Source organism: Psychromonas sp. MME1, from assembly GCF_041080865.1.
Classification (GTDB): Bacteria; Pseudomonadota; Gammaproteobacteria; order Enterobacterales; family Psychromonadaceae; genus Psychromonas.
The window spans coordinates 1,607,929-1,626,124 of record NZ_CP160906.1; the positions used below are offsets into that span (position 1 = coordinate 1,607,929).

Annotated in this window: 13 protein-coding genes; 4 read left to right on the top strand and 9 right to left on the bottom strand. The window is 40.2% G+C overall.

All coding sequences use genetic code 11. The features are described 5' to 3' along the window. The first annotated feature begins 5 nt into the window (after positions 1-5). Positions 6-482, top strand: coding sequence for a ferric iron uptake transcriptional regulator (fur, locus tag AB2N10_RS07390; RefSeq protein ID WP_354624358.1), 477 nt, complete (start codon positions 6-8; stop codon positions 480-482). 66 nt (positions 483-548) lie between these two features. Here fur and argA read toward each other — a convergent pair whose 3' ends face one another. The 7 genes from argA to AB2N10_RS07425 all read right to left on the bottom strand — a co-directional run bounded on the left by argA (position 549) and on the right by AB2N10_RS07425 (position 11,058). Beyond that, positions 549-1,883, bottom strand: a complete 1,335-nt coding sequence (gene argA / locus AB2N10_RS07395; RefSeq protein ID WP_354624357.1) for an amino-acid N-acetyltransferase — start codon at positions 1,881-1,883, stop codon at positions 549-551. A 61-nt stretch (positions 1,884-1,944) separates the two neighbouring features. Then, on the bottom strand, positions 1,945-3,999 hold the full coding sequence (glgX, locus tag AB2N10_RS07400) for a glycogen debranching protein GlgX (RefSeq protein WP_354624356.1): 2,055 nt from the start codon (positions 3,997-3,999) through the stop codon (positions 1,945-1,947). Between the two features lie 88 nt (positions 4,000-4,087). Beyond that, positions 4,088-4,714 (bottom strand): trimeric intracellular cation channel family protein, encoded by a 627-nt coding sequence (locus tag AB2N10_RS07405; protein WP_354624355.1) that lies wholly within the window; start codon positions 4,712-4,714, stop codon positions 4,088-4,090. A 113-nt stretch (positions 4,715-4,827) separates the two neighbouring features. Continuing rightward, positions 4,828-5,382, bottom strand: coding sequence for a sugar O-acetyltransferase (locus tag AB2N10_RS07410; protein WP_354624354.1), 555 nt, complete (start codon positions 5,380-5,382; stop codon positions 4,828-4,830). Then, positions 5,383-8,502, bottom strand: coding sequence for an efflux RND transporter permease subunit (locus AB2N10_RS07415; protein ID WP_369434575.1), 3,120 nt, complete (start codon positions 8,500-8,502; stop codon positions 5,383-5,385). It lies immediately after the preceding gene. A 2-nt stretch (positions 8,503-8,504) separates the two neighbouring features. Continuing rightward, positions 8,505-9,590: an efflux RND transporter periplasmic adaptor subunit gene (locus tag AB2N10_RS07420; RefSeq protein ID WP_354624353.1), complete on the bottom strand. Its 1,086-nt coding sequence runs from the start codon at positions 9,588-9,590 to the stop codon at positions 8,505-8,507. Positions 9,591-9,795: 205 nt separating this feature from the next. Continuing rightward, the gene (locus tag AB2N10_RS07425) at positions 9,796-11,058 is read right to left on the bottom strand and encodes an HD domain-containing phosphohydrolase (protein WP_354624352.1); all 1,263 of its coding nucleotides are present in this window, start codon (positions 11,056-11,058) and stop codon (positions 9,796-9,798) included. Positions 11,059-11,575: 517 nt separating this feature from the next. Here AB2N10_RS07425 and AB2N10_RS07430 point away from each other — a divergent pair. Further along, a complete protein-coding gene (locus tag AB2N10_RS07430; protein ID WP_369434576.1) occupies positions 11,576-12,949 on the top strand; it encodes a uracil-xanthine permease family protein in 1,374 nt (457 codons plus the stop codon). A gap of 111 nt (positions 12,950-13,060) precedes the next feature. Here the strand turns inward: AB2N10_RS07430 and AB2N10_RS07435 are convergent, their stop codons facing one another. Then, complete coding sequence (locus tag AB2N10_RS07435; protein WP_354624349.1) at positions 13,061-13,642, bottom strand: phosphoribosyltransferase family protein; 582 nt, start codon at positions 13,640-13,642, stop codon at positions 13,061-13,063. Positions 13,643-13,768: 126 nt separating this feature from the next. Here AB2N10_RS07435 and AB2N10_RS07440 point away from each other — a divergent pair, with 126 nt between their 5' ends. Together AB2N10_RS07440 and AB2N10_RS07445 are read left to right on the top strand one after the other, a co-directional pair. Continuing rightward, positions 13,769-14,347, top strand: a complete 579-nt coding sequence (locus AB2N10_RS07440; protein WP_354624348.1) for a phosphoribosyltransferase family protein — start codon at positions 13,769-13,771, stop codon at positions 14,345-14,347. 212 nt (positions 14,348-14,559) lie between these two features. Beyond that, on the top strand, positions 14,560-17,073 hold the full coding sequence (locus tag AB2N10_RS07445; RefSeq protein ID WP_354624347.1) for an esterase: 2,514 nt from the start codon (positions 14,560-14,562) through the stop codon (positions 17,071-17,073). Between the two features lie 266 nt (positions 17,074-17,339). On the opposite strand, the gene AB2N10_RS07450 is transcribed toward AB2N10_RS07445, so the two are convergent. Then, the gene (locus AB2N10_RS07450; protein ID WP_354624345.1) at positions 17,340-18,164 is read right to left on the bottom strand and encodes a MetQ/NlpA family lipoprotein; all 825 of its coding nucleotides are present in this window, start codon (positions 18,162-18,164) and stop codon (positions 17,340-17,342) included. Between the last annotated feature and the right edge of the window lie 32 nt (positions 18,165-18,196).

An 18,196-nucleotide genomic window follows, 5' to 3' on the forward strand; every position in this document is an offset into this window, starting at 1 on the left:
TAATTATGCCTTTCAATAATGATGCAAAAGAAGCAATCAAAAAAGAAGCATTAAAAAAAATAATTAAAAATGCCGGATTAAAGGCAACAGCCCAACGTGTAAAAATATTAGGTTTACTGCAACTAGAAGATAACCAACATATCAGTGCAGAGGATCTCTATAAAAAGTTACTTGAAGGTCAGGATGATAACGTTTCAGGTAGTGTTGGCGTTGCAACAGTTTACCGGGTATTAAATCAATTTGATGAAGCAGGTCTTCTCACTCGACACCATTTTGAAGGTGGAAAATCACTGTTTGAATTAGCCAACCAACACCATCATGATCATCTTATTTGCTTGAAATGTGGTGAAGTAATTGAATTTACAGATGATTCTATAGAAAAGCTACAACATAAAATTGCCCAACAACATGGCATAAAGCTTTCAAGCCATAGCCTCTATTTATACGGTGAACCTATTGATGGCGTTTGTAACCACAAATAACCGATCATAAATTTATCGGTTAGTAAGCGCAATATCTTCAAGCATTTACTAACCGTTCATAAAGCCTCAACGAATTTTTCTAATCAACACCTTAGAGTTACGTTTAAGGTTATACATCTCTTTTTTTGCAGCCGGTAAATCACTTATATCTGCAGACTGGAAGCCCCTCTCTCTAAACCAATGAATACTCTGAGTGGTCAAGACAAAAATATATTCTAATCCTAACTCCCTTGCTTTTTTCTCAACATAATTCATTAAATTATCAGCTCGCGCACTACGACGATATTGTGGATGACTCACCAAACAAGCTAACTCGCCCATTTTTTCTGACACAAAAGGATAAAGCGCAGCACAGCCGATAACCATGCCATCTCGCTCGACAATCTGAAAATGAGATATTTCATTTTCCAGCAATTCACGGGAGCGTTTAACTAATACCCCTTGTTTTTCTAACGGCTCAATTAGTTCTAATAAACCTCCGATATCATCGATATTTGCAGTACGGATGCGTTCATAACTCTCTTTAACAATTTGAGAACCGACACCATCTCGTGTAAAAAGTTCTTTTAGTAACGCTCCATCTTGATAGTAACTAATCAAATGGCTACGTGTTACCCCCGCTTTACAAGCAGCAACAGCGGCACGTAAAAACCTTAATGTCCCAGATGCATTATCAGAGTCATTTTCCATAATATCAATGTGCTGGTTGGCTATTTCCGGCAACAATTCGGAGATAACCTGGCCCTGCTCATCTAAAACTCCGGTATTAGAACAAAAACCGATCAATTTATCCGCTTGTAATCCAATCGCCACCTGCGTCGCGACCTCTTCGGCAAGTAAATTAAAAACCTCACCAGTTACTGAAAATCCTAAAGGCGAAATGATAGGAATCGCACCTGACGCGAGGTGTGTTCGGATACCATCTACATCAATTCGTCGTACTTTACCAGCATGGCAATAATCAATACCATCTTTAACACCAATAGGCTGTGCCATTACGACATTACTAACAACGGTGCGAATACTCGCCCCTTGCATGGGAGAATTAGCTAATCCCATCGATAAACGAGCTTGTAGTTCAATTTGTACCGCGCCAACGGCCTGTTTAATGAGAGCCAAACTTTTATCATCAGTAATACGAATATCATTAATAAATTCACTCTCGTGACCATGTATCGCTAGTTGCTTTTGAATTTGCGGTCGAACACCGTGTACTAAGACAAGCTTCACACCGAGGCTACTTAATAGTGCGATATCATTAATAATATGCTGAAAATTATCCGTTTCTAATGCCTCACCACCAACCATTAATACAAATGTTTTATGGCGGTGAGCATTAATATAGGGCGCTGAGCTACGAAACCAATTAACTAAATCTTGTGAATTTTGTGCAACTTCCATTTGTATCCCTGTTTATTCAACACATAAATATAAAGGAGGAATATTAGCAATTAGTAACGTTTTAACCAAATAAAATAACAATAGAATGCGCAGCCGCGCGGTACTCATCTTTAACCCATGTTTTTGTATCACCTTCAACATAGATATCATTATTATCTGTCAATGAGGTATCAACAACACGCAACCATTTTCGATTCGACGTTTTAGGTATTTCAAAATTTAATGGCTCACTGAATGCGTTGACTATGGTATAAGTAATACGTTGCGAATGTGTATTTGTACTCTCGAATGCAATCGCATGTGAACTATCACTCCAATCAGGTTGATTCAATTTAACACCGTGCCAACGAATACCTGCTTTCTTGATAATATTAAGTAATGAATCTCGACGAACACCATTCACCCCATCCGTTGCTCGATTTATCTGTTGGGCAATCAGTGCTTTGGTAAAACGAAACAGTGAAGGGTTCTTTTCAAGTAGAGTCCAATCCAACCAAAAATCGGCATTATCTTGACAGTAGCCATTATTATTGCCTCTTTGTGTCCGGGCAACTTCATCGCCCATCAATATCATGGGGGTACCTAATGACATAATATTAATCGTCAGAAAGTTTTTCATTTGCTGATAACGAAACTGCAAAATTTGCGGGTCATCGGTGTCACCTTCTACACCATGATTCCAACTAAAATTGGCATCCGTACCGTCACGGTTATTTTCACCATTCGCTAAATTATGTTTTTCGTTATAACTGACTAAATCATAAAGGGTAAAACCATCATGACAGGTGATAAAATTAACCGATTTTTCAGGTTCGACATCATGGTCGCCATAAATATCAGGGCTACCTATCAAACGCGAGACAAATTTACTGAGCATACCTTGATCGCCCTTAATAAAGCGGCGAACATCATCGCGAAATTGCCCATTCCATTCACGCCAACGCTTGCCCGCAAGGCTGCCAACTTGATACAAACCACCGGCATCCCATGCTTCAGCAATTAGTTTCACCGATGACAACGTAGGGTCGGTATCAATGCTCCATAATGTTGGCGGGCTGATCATTGGTTTCCCTAGTTCATCTCGCGATAAGATTGAGGCAAGATCAAATCTAAACCCATCAACGTGCATTTTTTCAACCCAAAAATGTAAGCTGTCGATGATCATGCGCCTTACAACAGAATGCGTTCCGTTTAATGTGTTACCGCAACCACTGTAGTTCATATAATATTTTTTATCCTCACTGAGGATGTAATAAACACTATGATCATAACCACGAAATGAATAGATTGGGCCAGTTTCATCGCCTTCACTTGTGTGGTTATATACCACATCTAAAATTACCTCAATGTCAGCGGCATGTAGCGCCTTCACCATATCTCTAAATTCATTGATCGGACCAAGTAGTGACTGATCTGAACTATATTCTCTATGCACTGAAAAAAATGAAATCGGGCTATAGCCCCAATAGTTGGCGAGTTCATTGCTATGTTCGTCGGGATCAAATTGATAAACGGGCATCAATTCAACGGCTGTAATTCCCAACTCTTTAAGATAGGGTATTTTTTCTATCAGACCAGCATAGGTACCTCTTTTATTTGCTGTAACCCCAGAGCTTTCATGTTGAGTAAATCCCTTTACATGCATCTCATATATAATTGATTTTTCAAAGCGGTGACAAGGACGTTTATCATCTTCCCAATCATAATCATCAATATCCACAACAACGCTTTTAAGACAACTATCAGTATTAGCAACATCGCCTATTGCCGCTTCTCGAGAAAAATTATCTCCACGGGCGATCAAAAATGAGTAGGGATCTAATAACACTTTTTGTGGATAGAAACAGATACCTTGCTTGGGGCGATAAGGGCCATTGACACGAAAAGCGTAGAGTTGTGCCGCTTTAACATTGCTAATAAAAATATGCCAATAATAGGCAGTTCGATTTTTCGTTTCAGAAAGTATAAACGTATGGCTAGGCTCAGCGGCATCTTTATCACTAAAAAAAAGCAATTCAACAGATTTTGCAGATGGTGCGAAGACACAAAAATTTGCCCCTTTACCGCTAAGCGTTACGCCTAGTTTGTCTGGTTTTCCATTTGTCGTTGTAAACATTTTATCTCCGTCAATCTGTGACCATAATATCAATTTATAAGTATAGAGTTAGCTGGCTGAATGTAAAAAAACCATTTATCGTAATACATTACACATCTCTATTATCAGTAAAAACAGGCAATGAAAGGTGCCAATAAATGGCAGATAGACGCAAAGATAGGGTGCCAAGCATTGCAATTAACATAGAAAAAATAGCCTCAAAACCGAAGTAATGGCATATTACATAGAGTATTGCGCCAAGAATAGAGGCCGTGGCATATATCTCTTTTTGTAAAACGAAAGGGATCTGCCCACTTAATAAATCACGGATCATCCCACCAACAACACCGGTCATGCACCCCATTACAATAGCAACGGGGCCACTAAAGCCAAATGCTAAGGCCTTTTGCGCACCAACGATGGTAAAAATAGCCAGTCCAAAGGCATCAAGAATTGGCAATAAATAACTAGGTAAACGATGAATATGGTGCAGCCATAAAACTGAAATAAATGCGGTTAATAAAATAGCGTAAATGTAAGTATTATCAACAATCCAAAAGACCGGAGTAGCGCCCATTATCATATCGCGTAAGGTGCCACCACCAATCCCCGTAACCCCCGCTAGGACAATAATACCAAAGGGGTCCATACGCAAACGAGTAGCGACTAACACTCCCGATATAGCACAGACAATCACACCTAATAGATCTGAAAAATAGATAAAGCTCTGTAACATGATTGCGACCCAGTTAATAAAAATGGCGATTATACATGACTCTTATTCGCTGTCTTTACAATAAATACTAGCGGAGAATATCTTTCCTATTTATAACCGAGTAGATTAATTAGCTAGGGAATTTCCTTTAGTACACGAGCAGGATTACCACCGATAACCACATTATTAGCAAAACTTTTTGTCACAACGGCACCAGATGCCACCACAACATTATCCCCTAACTTAACGCCCGGATTGATCGTTGCGTGACCACCGATCCAACAATTATTGCCGATCAATATCGGTTTAGCATACTCTAAACCGCTAATTCTCTCGTTCGGATCAATCGGATGCGTGGCCGTATATATCCCGACTTGAGGTGCTATAAAACAGTTATCACCAATGCGCACTTCTGCGACATCTAAAATGACACAGCCAAAATTGCTATAAAAATTTTCGCCAACGTGAATGTTCTCACCATAATCACAATTAAAAGAGGACTCAATATGGATATTTTCCCCCGTTGAACCAAATAGTGACTTTATAATTTTTGTTCTTTCTTCTTGGTAAGCAACGCTAGTTTGATTCAATTTTTCCGTTAATAAACGCGCTTTAAGCCTTAAATCTACTAGCTCTGGCTCACTAGGATCGTAAAACTCCCCGGCTAACATTTTTTGTTTTTCAGTCATTTAAGACTCCCCAACAGATACAATACCAGTAATGAAGCGGCTAACATTTTCACCGATCATGAGTAAGCAAGGTGTTAATATCAAGGTTAATAAGGTCGCAAAGGTTAACCCACCCGCAATTGCCGTGGCCAATTGCGCCCACCACTGCGTTGACGGCGCATTATATTCAACCGTTTGTGCAAAGAAATCGATATTGAGTTTTAATACCATCGGCAGCAATCCTAAAATCGTTGTCACCGTGGTCAGTAAAACGGGTCGAATACGCTGCGCGCCTGTGCGTAAAATAGCTTCTCGCGTGTTTACCCCCTGTTGCTTCAAAATATTATAGGTGTCAATAAGCACAATATTGTTGTTAACAACAATACCAGCTAAGGCGATGACACCAATCCCAGACATAACAATACCAAAGGCACTTTGCGTTATGTAAAGGCCAATAAATACACCAGCCGTCGAGAATACTACTGCACTTAAAATTAATAACGCCTGATAAAATGAGTTAAATTGCAGCAGTAATATTAATGCCATCACCGCCAACGCCACCATAAATGCATTTTTTAGAAATTCCTCAGCTTCCTGTTGATCTTCATTTTCACCACGCAATTTTAAGCTCACACGAGGATCCAGATTTAAACTTTTAAATTCCTCTTTAAGTTCTGGCAAAATTAAACTTAAATTTGTGCCGACGGCCATATCGGCACTGACCGTCATCACAATGCGCCCATCTACTTTTTTGATAGATGATTGTTTTGCCGTTGCGATCAATTCAACAAAGTGACTCACTGGTACTTGCCCTGCTGCTGTTTGTAAACGCAACTCAGATAACTTACTCAAACTACGTTCAGACTCTGGATAACGAACGCGAATATCTAACTCATCATCAACATCATCGGGCCGATAGGTACCTAACATCAACCCATTAGTTAACAACTGCACGCCACTACCGAGCAAAGTCGCATCAGCACCATAGCGAGCAGCATCGGCTCGATTGATCTGAAATTGCCATTCCACACCCGGTTTAGCACTATCATCTTCAATATTGATAAAGTACTTTTTACTTTGTAATTTATGGCGTAACGTATCCGCGGCGGCTTGCAATAAGTGGGGGAAACGCGAACTGATTTCAATTTGCAAATCTTTACCCGTCGGAGGCCCCGCTTGATCTTTCTTCAACTCAATTTCTACCCCTGGTAAATTTTCAGTACGTTGTTGAATATCGGCAATGATCTCATTAGCACTACGCCTTTCTTGCCACTCCTGCAAATTGATACGCATTGTGCCGATTAATTCATCACTTGCATCCCCAGTCTTCACGTAAAGGGTATCGATTTCATCGGCTAAGGGTAATACCTTCGATTCAATATCCGTCATGATTTGATCCTGTTCATAGACAGAAAAATCACCATAGGAACGCACTTTGACATTGATGCCATTGGGTTCAACATCGGGGAAAAATTCCACCCCTAAATTTGACTTGGCAAACATAAACACACCAGAAAACGCAATAATTATCGTCAACAATAAAACCAACCAAGGACTTTTTACTGCGCGATTCAACGTATTAACATACAAACCAGTAAAACCAGATAGAGCAAGTAGATCACCACTTTCAGCAAGCATCACATTGTTTTTTTGTTTTTCTGAAAGTACACGCGGTTTACCAAAGACACTCCCCAATACAGGAATAAAAATCAATGCCATCAACAATGAAGCCGTTAACGTCGCAATCAGTGTTAAGGGTAGATACTTCATAAATTCGCCGGTAATACCGGGCCAAAATAGCAGAGGCGCAAAAGCGGCTAAGGTCGTTGCTGTCGATGCGATGATCGGCCATGCCATCCGTTTTGCAGCATGAAGATAAGCTTTATGGCGTTTAATACCAGCACTCATTTCACGATCCGCAAACTCAGTTACCACAATCGCGCCATCTACTAACATGCCAACAGCCATAATTAATGCAAATAAAACCACCACATTAACCGTAATACCCGATGTCCAGAGGACTAAAATCCCCGATAAAAAGGAGCCTGGAATAGCAATGCCCACCAAAAAGGCACTGCGTACCCCAAGTATCGCAATAATGACAATGATCACTAACAATACGGCACTAAAAACGTTGTTTTGTAAATCATTAAGCATGATTTTAACGTTCTTGGAGTTATCTCCAGCATAAGTCACTTGAATGTTTTTTGGCCAAAAAGCCCTATTTTCCTCGATTAAATTTTTAACCTTATCAACGGTATCTATAATATTTTTACCCGGACGTTTGATCACTTCCAAGGAGATAGTCGGCAAACCATTGACACGCACAAAACTACTCGGATCTTTGAAAGTACGACGGATCTGCGCAACATCGGCAAAGGTAATCACCTTATCGCCAGATACTTTAATCGGCATGGTTAATACATCTTTAATGGTCGAAAATACCGCAGGCACTTTTATCGGAAAACGTCCTTTACCGTTGTCCATCACCCCAGCAGCGACTAATCGATTATTGCGTGAAATTAAACTATAAATATCATTCATATTGAGTTGGTAACTTTCCATCATCAATGGATCAACTAATATCTCCACCATATCTTCTCGGTCACCACCTATGTTTACCTCTAAAATATCGGCAATACTTTCTAACTTATCTTGCATTTCACGTGCTAAGGTCACCAGCGCTCGTTCTGGGACATTGCCAGATAATAAGATAGTAAGCGCAGGATTTTCCGTGGCCAAGGTTACCTGTTTAACGATCGGATCATCGGTCTCTTGTGGCAATTTACCCTTTGCCTGATCGACTTTTTCGTGAACATCATTGAGCGCATCTTTGATATCGATATCAATATAAAACTCAATTACAATCGAGGCATGACCCGAGCTCGCTGTCGATTTCATCTCTTTAATGCCTTCAATTCCTCTCAACTCTTGTTCTAATGGACGTAACAATAAACGCTCGGCATCTTCAGGAGAGATCCCCTCATGGCTAGTAGAAACATAGATAAATGGAATTGGAATATCAGGATCTGACTCTTTAGGAATCTGCATATAAGCCACAAATCCAGCAATCAATAAAAAGGCCAACAACATTAATACTGCACGTTTACGTGATAGCGCGCCATCAATGATCGTTTTCATGACTATTTCTCCGCAGGGACAGCATGCACAGGATCACCCGGTTTAACGAAACCTTGCCCTAAAGTAATAATATCAATGGGTTCAGCCACCCCCGATACCCATGCACCTTCGTTATCAGCTTCGAGCAATTTAATCGCTTTGAATTGCACTACACCATCACGTACCGCCTTCACCCCTAAATTCCCTTCTTCATCAATGGCTAATGCTGAAGGAGAAATATAAATGGCGTCAATAGGGTAAAGAGGAATAGCTAGCTTTGCACTAATACCCGAAAATAGTTGCAAATTAGGGTTAGGAAATTCAGCTTCGATACGGAAAGTACTACTTTGTGGATTGGCTAGCGAGGCAATGTAAGTTATCTTACCAGTAATTTTTTCGCCTGAAAGCAAGGTGGCAGTGATGGCCTCCCCTAACTTCAATTGATTAATATGATGCTCGGTCGCATCGCCGCGAATAACAATAGGATCGATATTTTCTAAACTAAAAATTGCATCACCAACTTTAACATAATCCCCTTTTTCAGCATATTGTTCCTGTAAAATGCCCGCAAAGGGGGCTTTAACTTCCGTTCGTAGTAACTGCAATTGTAGATATTTAACGTTCGTTTGTGCCGCGAGTAATAAACTCTTCATTTCAGCTAAACGCACTCGCCCCTGCAATCCTTTATCATTAAGTGATTTTACCGCGTTGTAGTTTAATAAACGTTCATTAAGCAAAGCCTTTGCCTCTTCAAGACGTTCAGGCAGTTCATTTTTATCTAACTCCGCCAACTTTGTCCCATACGTCACTGAGCGCCCTTTTTGCGTTGCTATAACGGTCACTTTCCCAGCTACTTCAGCACGAATAACAGCTCGAGTGTTGGCTTCACTGCGACCATAAAGAGTTAATATTTTGGTCATTTTTTGCGGAATAAAGTGCGTTGTTTGTACGGTTGCAATTTTTTGCTGTTCGGAAGCGCTTACAACATTATTGATGGTCGACTGATCTACTTCTTTTTTAGAAAACATCCAAAACACTAAGCCAATAACAATTAATAGCGCAATCCAATATGGGCGTGAGGTGAAATAGGAGAATAATTTGGCTAACATAAAAACCTCAATAAATAATAGCTGAAAAAGCTATGGTATATAAACACAGTTAATATGCGACCAAATTAATCGATTTTTGCTACTAAGGTATAGTTATAGAGAGGAAAAGCACGTCCCCTCGCCCGCCTTTTTAAGGTCTCATGGCGACAGAACCTTCGATATGCACTTTAAGACAATACAATGGGCTACCCCTAGTCGCTAAGCATCACTCTGAAAACAATTCCAAGCACGTTTGATTATTAATTGGATCGACGCCTTTGGCAATGTCATAACAAGGGGTTGCAAACTGAATGACATGCTTAACGATTTCTTTATCTAATTTTCCGCTCTCTGCCTGCTCACTAATAATAGTAAGCACCTTTTCCATTTTCATTCCCTTTCTATAGGGGCGTTGTTGGACAAGCGCTTGAAATACATCAGCTACAGCAAGAATTCTCGCTTCCACACTTATTTCACTCTGTTTAGGATGAAATGGATATCCTGCACCATTAATGCCTTCATGATGAAACGCTGCCCATTGAGCAATATCGGCTAATCCTTCAATATGACGTAAAATTTCATAGGTTTCATAACTGTGTTGATTCATGATTGCACGTTCAATCACATCCAAGGCCCCATGTTTCTCAAGAATATTATCGGGTATATGTAATTTACCTAAATCATGCAGCAAACCAGCAATTTCAATCTTTTGACATTGTTGCAACGATAAACCATAGGAAGATGCAATAAATTTCGCTAAGTCAGCAACCCTAACAGAATGTTGAGCCGTAAAAGGACTCTTTTGATCCACAATATATGACATGATTAACGCAAGATACTTAATTTCTTCCAGTGTCAGTGATTGAGTACAAGGTAGCCTGCCCATATCCCATGTATAACGGGTAATATGCCTATCTTCTAAGGCAATCCAAAATGCCTCTGAACGCTCTATTTTTTGAAAAGCGTTTACCAGTTCGGGATCAAAATAACGACCTGAATAGCTGACAATTGATTGTACAATTTCGGCTTTCGCAAGCAGTATATCAGTCCCGTAGTGAGCAGCGGCTAACACATCTATTCGATCCGCAATGAAAATTAAATTTGCCATACGCGCATCATCAATGCTGATATCAAAGTTAGATAAATCAGCCCAGAGGGTATGATGATGAAGAATTGGCACAGCGAATTTAGCTAAGGGCTTAAAAGAGTGGAGTAACTGATAACCAATATTGCAATGTATATGAGCATCTTGCCAATCAAAATGGTTTACTAAGCTAGAATGCATTTGCGCAGTCGACACACCACAATCATGTAGTAACCCTAACTCAAATACGTATTGTAGATCTCGGTCACTAAAACCGAGTTCATTGCCGAATTGAACTGCAATATAAGCGACTCGTTTGCCGTGATTTGTATCATTCATACCGACTAATGAAACGGCTGTTTCTATGGCCATGATCATTTGTCGTAAATCAATATTCTGTTCCATAACAATCCCTTTCAGGTACAGCTATTTAATTAAAAAATCGCACAACAATAACGATTGTTCACTCGGCATGCAATCACTGCATCCCACATCCTTTATTAGAAGAATACTAGTTCATTATTCGTAGTTGCTAGAACAAAAAGCATAGCATTGTGATGACATTTTATTGATCTTAATAAAAAAAATCGGGAGCAAAAACGCATTTGTTTGCTATTTATAGAAAGATATTTACAATAACGCCCCAATTTCATCCACTAAAACTTCTTCGAGTGTTGGTCTAGATCTGAGTAACAGCAATCACAGAACTATCTAGCTTTCACATATTTATGCCCATTCAGCGCATCTAATAAGGATCAAGAAGTCAACGTAGCCGCCTTAAATGAATGATCAAGTTATGCTCATAACAATTGAAGATTGCATGATAATAGCCAGTCTATTGCAATCTACGGTAACTCAATTTTGACGAGCGGATTAGTTCAAACAATTAATAAGGTTGCTAAAAACCAAGGAAACAACAACCATGACCCAGCAACATCGCAAAATTGAAACACCACGTCGTTCTGATCTAATCTACCGTTTAGAAGACCGACCGCCACTGCCTGAAACGCTTTTTGCAGCGACCCAACACCTATTGGCAATGTTTGTTGCGGTGATCACCCCGTCACTGATTATTTGTCAAGCACTAGGCCTACCAGCTAGCGATACCAATACTATTGTCAGCATGTCACTATTTGCTTCAGGACTTGCCTCATTCATCCAAATTCGTACCTTTGGTCCAGTAGGCTCTGGCTTATTATCGATTCAAGGTACTAGCTTTAACTTCCTAGGTCCTATCATTGGGGCTGGCTTAGCATTAAAAGCAGGCGGAGCTGATGTGCCAACCATGATGGCAGCAATTTTCGGTACAATACTACTGGCCTCTTTGACTGAAGTATTTATTTCACGAATACTACAACATACTCACCGTATTATTACCCCATTAGTCTCAGGTATTGTAGTAACTCTAATAGGCCTAACCTTGATTCAAATTGGTTTAACCTCCATGGGGGGCGGTTATGCAGCCATTGGAGATGGTAGCTTCGGCAGTTTAGACAACTTAATGCTAGCGGGTACCGTATTAGGTTTAATCGTTTTTCTAAACCGGCTAAAAAATCCCTACCTGCGCGTTTCATCGATTGTTATTGCTATGGCAGTCGGTACATTGTTAGCTTGGTTTACTGGCATGCTGGACACATCAAAAGCAACAGAAAGTGCATTAATTGCGATTCCTATGCCGATGCAATATGGATTAGGATTTGACTGGGGATTACTGATCCCACTGATCATCGTTTTCGCCATCACTTCACTAGAAGCTATCGGTGACATAACCGCAACATCAGAAACCTCTGAGCAACCCGTAACAGGCCCAATTTATGTAAAACGTATCAAGGGGGGAGTACTCGCTGACGGTCTAAACTCAGCATTAGCATCAGTACTCAATAGCTTTCCTAATTCAACCTTCAGTCAAAATAACGGTATTATTCAACTCACAGGCGTAGCTAGTCGCTATATCGGTTACTTCGTTGCGGGTATGCTAGTACTACTTGGCCTATTTCCAGGTGTTGCGAACTTAGTGCAGCTGATTCCTGAGCCAGTATTAGGCGGTGCAACTATTGTCATGTTCGGTACAATTGCGGCTTCAGGAATCCGTATTATCTCCCGTTGCGAATTAAACCGCCGTGCTATTTTGATAATGGCACTGTCATTTTCAATGGGACTGGGTATTGGACAGCACCCTGAAATTCTACAGTTTATGCCTGATTGGGTAAAAAGCATCCTATCCTCAGGAATGGCAGCTGGCGGGATCACGGCGATTATATTGAATTTGGTACTACCAGAAGATTTACAAGATTAACGACAAAAGGAAGTAAGAGGGCCACTTCATTTCGGCATCATGAAGTGGCCCAATACTTTTGAGTTTGCTTTAACACTTATCGCTAATAAAGATAGATATAATATGAAACAATTAATTGTTAGTGAATAATTGCGCATCAATAGAATGATAAGCAAAAGATTTATATTGCTTTATTTCTTTGAGCGATAATCCTTGAAGTTCATAGGGAAAAACAACCCAGTCATCGGTTTCATGAACAAAATAGTCAGGGGTTTTGTTATTCGCTATGCTGGCTTTTTTCCAAACAGTCGCAATCCTAACATCGGATGGCATATTGCGTTTAAGCCTTTTTTGCAGCTCATCAATGACAGCTTGTGAATTTTTTCCAGTCCGGTACATATCATCAACGATAAGCAATTTATCGCCGACATTTAAGTTCTTAATTAAATAAGTAAGTCCATGAACGCGAATCGGCTGTTCATTCTCTGTTTTTTGTTGGTAACTGTCAAAACCGCCGTATGAAGTGCGAATAGAGATGTGATCCGTTTTAACCCCTAACGTCTGCAGACATTCTTGCACATAAATCCCAACCGAACTGCCTCCGCGCCATAGACCAACAATAAAAGTAGGTTTAAAATCGCTTGCCAATATTTGGGTTGCTAATTGAAATGACTCTTCGATTAATGAGTCTTCATCTAAAAATATTTTTTTCAATCTTTTACCAATAAATCACCAACTTAATGTGGTATATTTGTAGTTATTTGAGTCGCGAATTAGAACATAAACGAGATATTTGTTCAAGGTTTAGCGGCTTTCTATCCATATTCAACTGGAATCAAGATGGCAGAGAAACAGTACTTAACAGCCCAATCTTTATTAGAAGATTCATATACATTAGCACGCAAAGTTCTTGATAGTAACTTTAAACCGACCTTTATCGTAGCCATCTGGCGTGGTGGTGCACCTATCGGCATCGCCGTACAAGAATTCTTAAGCGTACATGGCATTAAATCAGATCATATTGCTATCAGAACCTCTTCCTACGCAGCAGAAATCGATCAACAAGCAAAACAAGTCAGAGTTCACGGGCTTAACTATTTGGTTAAGAATATCCAACGTCACGACAAACTCTTACTGGTGGATGATGTATTCGATACAGGTCGCTCAATTGAAGCAATTATTAATGAGTTACAGAAGAAGACTCGGCTTAATATGCCTGAAGAGGTGAGAGTTGCGGTCCCCTATTACAAGCCAGCTCGTAATAAAACAGAGCTTACACCAGACTATTACATTCATGAGACCGAGGCATGGTTAAAATACCCACACTCTCTTGAAGGACTTTCTAGTGAAGAGATAGCTCAATACCGTCCACGCTTATATGAAATCATAAAATCTCATTTGCCAGAGAACAATCCATAAACACAATTAGTACGGCGAGAAGCTATTTCGCCGTACAGAGCAGCCTTTGTATTAATAAAAAGCACAAGTTACGGAGCCTCTAGACTCATATTAACATTTAAAGATAATACTTATTACCTTGATAAGGCATCAAGCTAGCGCCAGACAAAGCATCTGAGGTAACATAGAAATATACACATAGCATTACAACTGATGGCAGTGAAGGAGTGAAAGTGAATCCACATAAATCTCGTAAAAACATACACACATTGACATTCACAACCTATGATAAAAAAGAAGAATTTGCCACTTTTTCTGCTGAAAACGAGGCTGCTCAATATCGCCACTACGCCCAATCGACGACTCAAGGTTTACGTGATTCCAGTGATGATTATCTGCTCTATCAAGAGAAAGCGGGACACCCCACCATTCGTACCGGCAACCTTGCCTTTGATGCTCTATTCTCTTTAGCCATTAATGAAAGCGAACAAAATAGTGTTTCTGAAATTAAAGATGGTAGTTATAACAACGGTCAAGCGATTGCTTGCGACTGTTTTGAAACAGGTGCGAAATGGCACTATGTTTGGACGCGTGATCTGGCTTACGCAGCAAATTTAGGACTCGCTCTGCTTGATCCTGAACGTGTTAAAACCTCACTAGAGTTCAAGCTTTCAGGTTATCGTGATGGTGTCAGTAAACCAATTCAAGCTGCGGGTGATGATAGTGGCCTGCAAATTGTACAAGATACCGGTTCAGGCGGTAGCTGGCCGATCAGTACCGACCGTGTCACTTGGGCATTTGGAGCCGAAAAAGCACTACAAAACCTAACTGGTGAAACGCGAAGTGCATTTGCAGTAAAAGCCTATAACGCATTAATTAATACCGTTGAAAACGATCGTAAAGCGGCTTACGACAAAGTTGATGGCTTATATAATGGTGAGCAATCATTCCTTGATTGGCGTGAACAAAGTTACCCCATTTGGATAACAAAAGATATCGCCAGTATGGGCAGTGCCAAAGCGCTTTCTACTAACGTCGCACATTACCAAGCACTATCATTAACCGCCAAACTAGCCATAGAACAAGGTGAGCCAGATATTGCCTCGAAATATCAAAACTGGGCAAATCAGCTTAAAATGGCTATCAATCACCGCTTCTGGCTAGAGGATATGGGGATGTATAGTAGCCTGACTGCAGGACATCAAGATTTAGCGGCGCTCCATAAATTTGATTGGTTAGGTCAATCACTCGCAATTATTACCGGTATTGCCGATACAACACGTGCGCATAAAATAGTAGCGAATTATCCACATAGCGACATGGGCGCACCCGTAATATTCCCACAACAACCCGATGTGCCTATCTACCATAACCGTGCTATCTGGCCATTTGTTACCGCTTACGGTTTAAAAGCAGCGGCACAAATCGGTAATACAGCCGTCGCTAACGCCGCTTACCAAACCTTATTGCGCAGTGCTGCACTTAACCTTTCCAATATGGAAAATCTGGAATGGCTCTCACTTAAACCTAACCTGTTAGATTTTACTCACCCAGAATTGTCTGGCCCTGTGATTAACTCACAACGTCAACTTTGGTCGGTTGCTGCCTATGTTGGCATGGTAATCGAAAATGTATTTGGGGTGACGACTAGCGATCAAGGCATTAACTTAAAACCATTTATTACGACTAAGCTACGTCAACAACAATTTGCAGATGCTAGCAATATAAAATTACAAGGGTTAAGGCTGCAAAATAAAGTCGTGAATCTGCAAATAGAGTTACCACAAACATCCGAAGAAACGGGCTATTACACAGTACAAGGTGTTACTGTCAACGGTCATATAACCGATCAGTTTATTGCTTGGGCCGATCTTGTTGAAACGAATAATCTGGTCATCACCTTAGCTGATATCGTTGCTGGCAGCAGTGCAATAACCAAGGTAACCGCAGATCCACTCAGTACCGACGACCCTGCCGTATTTGCACCGAAAGAACCGCTAATAACAGGCGTATTTAGTCAAGATAATGGTCAACTTGCCGTAGAGTTTAGTGATACACAGAAGGGAGATATTACCTATAACCTATATTGTAACGGCGTTCTTATAAAAACTGATGTCGAACAAGGAATTGTAACGGACACAAACACTTCTGAAAATAATCAAGGTAATTGTTACGCTATAGAGGCCGTTTATAACGCAAGCAATAATTACTCTCACCACAGTGCCCCCGTCTGTTTTGCCTCGGCCCAAAATATTTCAGTTAGCGATAAGCGCGTGATATCAAACATCAATATTACAGCTGCCGATGAGTTTATCAGCCAACCATATCTCAACAATTGGGGGGCATTGAACGACACCCTAGAGGTTAATAATATCGCCATAACAATGGATGGTAATTATGCCATTCAGCTGCACTACCATAATAACTTTAATGCGATTAACCTTGGAATTACTAATGGGGTGAAATGGCTACAAGTTAAAAATAGTCTTGGTGATGTGGTTGCAGAGGGCGTTATTCAGATGCCTCATGCGCTCATTGAAGAGGCTAAAAAACCTCTCGTTTACTCAACCCCGCTGGCCGCTCATCTTAGCATTGGCATCTATTCATTAGCCGTAACGGACTTCTACAATATGAGCTACCTAGCAAGTAATACAAGCTATATAGAGAGTGGCGGTCAAAATGGTCACGTAAATAAATTCGATGTCGCAACAATTCGCATTCAAGCCGTGAAACCGTTAGCAAAATAATACCAATTCCGGTAAGTATGTGATCTAGATTTTGCGCAGGAAAAACAGCTTAATTCAAGGCGTAATTTGACGTAAATGGTTATTCCCTTTGCGAAAATTACAACGCAGCAGTAAGTTGTTTTAACCAGTAAAATAGATCAGCTATTTATCGGAATTGGTATAATCACTATATAGCGATGATAAAACAGATCAAAAAAGCCCAGCGAATTCACTGGGCCTTTTAAATTGTCATCGTATTTAGGTCGCTTTAAAAGAAACGAAAAAAACTACCAACCTTTAACAACACCACCTTTGAATGTTGCGAGTGCCGCTTGATAAACTTCTTCTGACTGGTACGCCTTAACAAAGTTTTGTACATTTTCAGCAGTTAGATTGTCTTCACGTGCCACAATTAAGTTAACATAAGGAGACTCTTTATCTTCAACGAAAAGACCATCGTCAGTAGGATTTAGATCAATACTACTTGCATAGGTTGTGTTGATAATTGCGATACTAACATCATCAAGAGCACGCGGTAGTTGTGCCGCTTCTAGCTCAATAATTTTCAAATTTTTAGGGCTACTTACGATATCAAGTACGGTTGCAGTTAAATCCGCATCCTCTTTCAATTTAAGCAATCCTTGTTGCTCAAGCAACATCAAAGAACGCGCTAAATTACTTGGATCACTTGGCACTGCAATTTTGTCACCTTCAATTAATTCATCGAGTGATTTGATTTTGTTTGTATAACCCGCAATAGGGTAAACGAAGGTATTACCCGCCACCGCAAATTTGTAACCACGATCTTTAATTTGCTGATCAAGATAAGGTTTATGTTGAAATGCATTAACATCAATTGAACCTTCATCTAATGCTGCATTGGGCGTAATATAATCAGAAAAAATAATTAGTTTAACGTCTAAACCATATTTCTCCTTGGCCACTTTTGCTGCCACTTCTGCAACTTGTGCCTCTGAGCCAGCAATAACCCCCACCGTAATTTTAGAATGATCGACCACGGGCTCTGCCGACTCTTTCTCGCCACATCCCGTAAGTGCTAATGTCGATGCTAAACCTAGCACGGTAAAAATGCTTTTAAGATTAAAATTCATAGTGTTGCTCCTTTTAGGGTATACCCTATTTT